The organism is Streptomyces sp. B1866, from assembly GCF_031932565.1.
Lineage (GTDB): Bacteria > Actinomycetota > Actinomycetes > Streptomycetales > Streptomycetaceae > Streptomyces.
In genome coordinates this window covers 1-332 of record NZ_JAVSCF010000653.1, presented here as the reverse complement: position 1 = coordinate 332, position 332 = coordinate 1, and the positions used below count along the sequence as shown (strand labels likewise).

Sequence of the window (332 nt, the reverse complement as noted above, 5' to 3'; positions counted from 1 at the left end):
GCCCACGTGGTGCTGGAGGAGGCGCCCGCCGAGGAGGAGGCGACGCCGTCCGAGGACGGGGCGCCGGTCGAGGGCGAGGCTTTCCGGTCGCTGCCGGTGGTGCCGGTGCTGGTGTCGGCTCGGGGCGAGGCGGCGCTGCGGGCCCAGGCGGAGCGGCTGCGCGAGCGGGTGCTGGCGGATTCGCGGCTCGCGCTGGCGGACGTCGGTTTCTCGTCGGTGGTGTCACGGGCGCAGCTGGAGCGCCGTGCGGTGGTGGTGGCCTCCGATCGCGAGGAGCTGCTGGCGGGTCTGACGGCTTTGGCGGAGGGTGAGCCTGCTGCCGGGGTGGTCGA

The 332-nt window shown here is 75.9% G+C and carries 1 protein-coding gene; it reads left to right on the top strand.

Going from position 1 to position 332, the window contains the following annotated elements:
- A partial coding sequence (locus RKE29_RS30640) for a hypothetical protein (RefSeq protein ID WP_312008936.1) occupies positions 1 to 332 on the top strand: 332 nt, incomplete at both ends.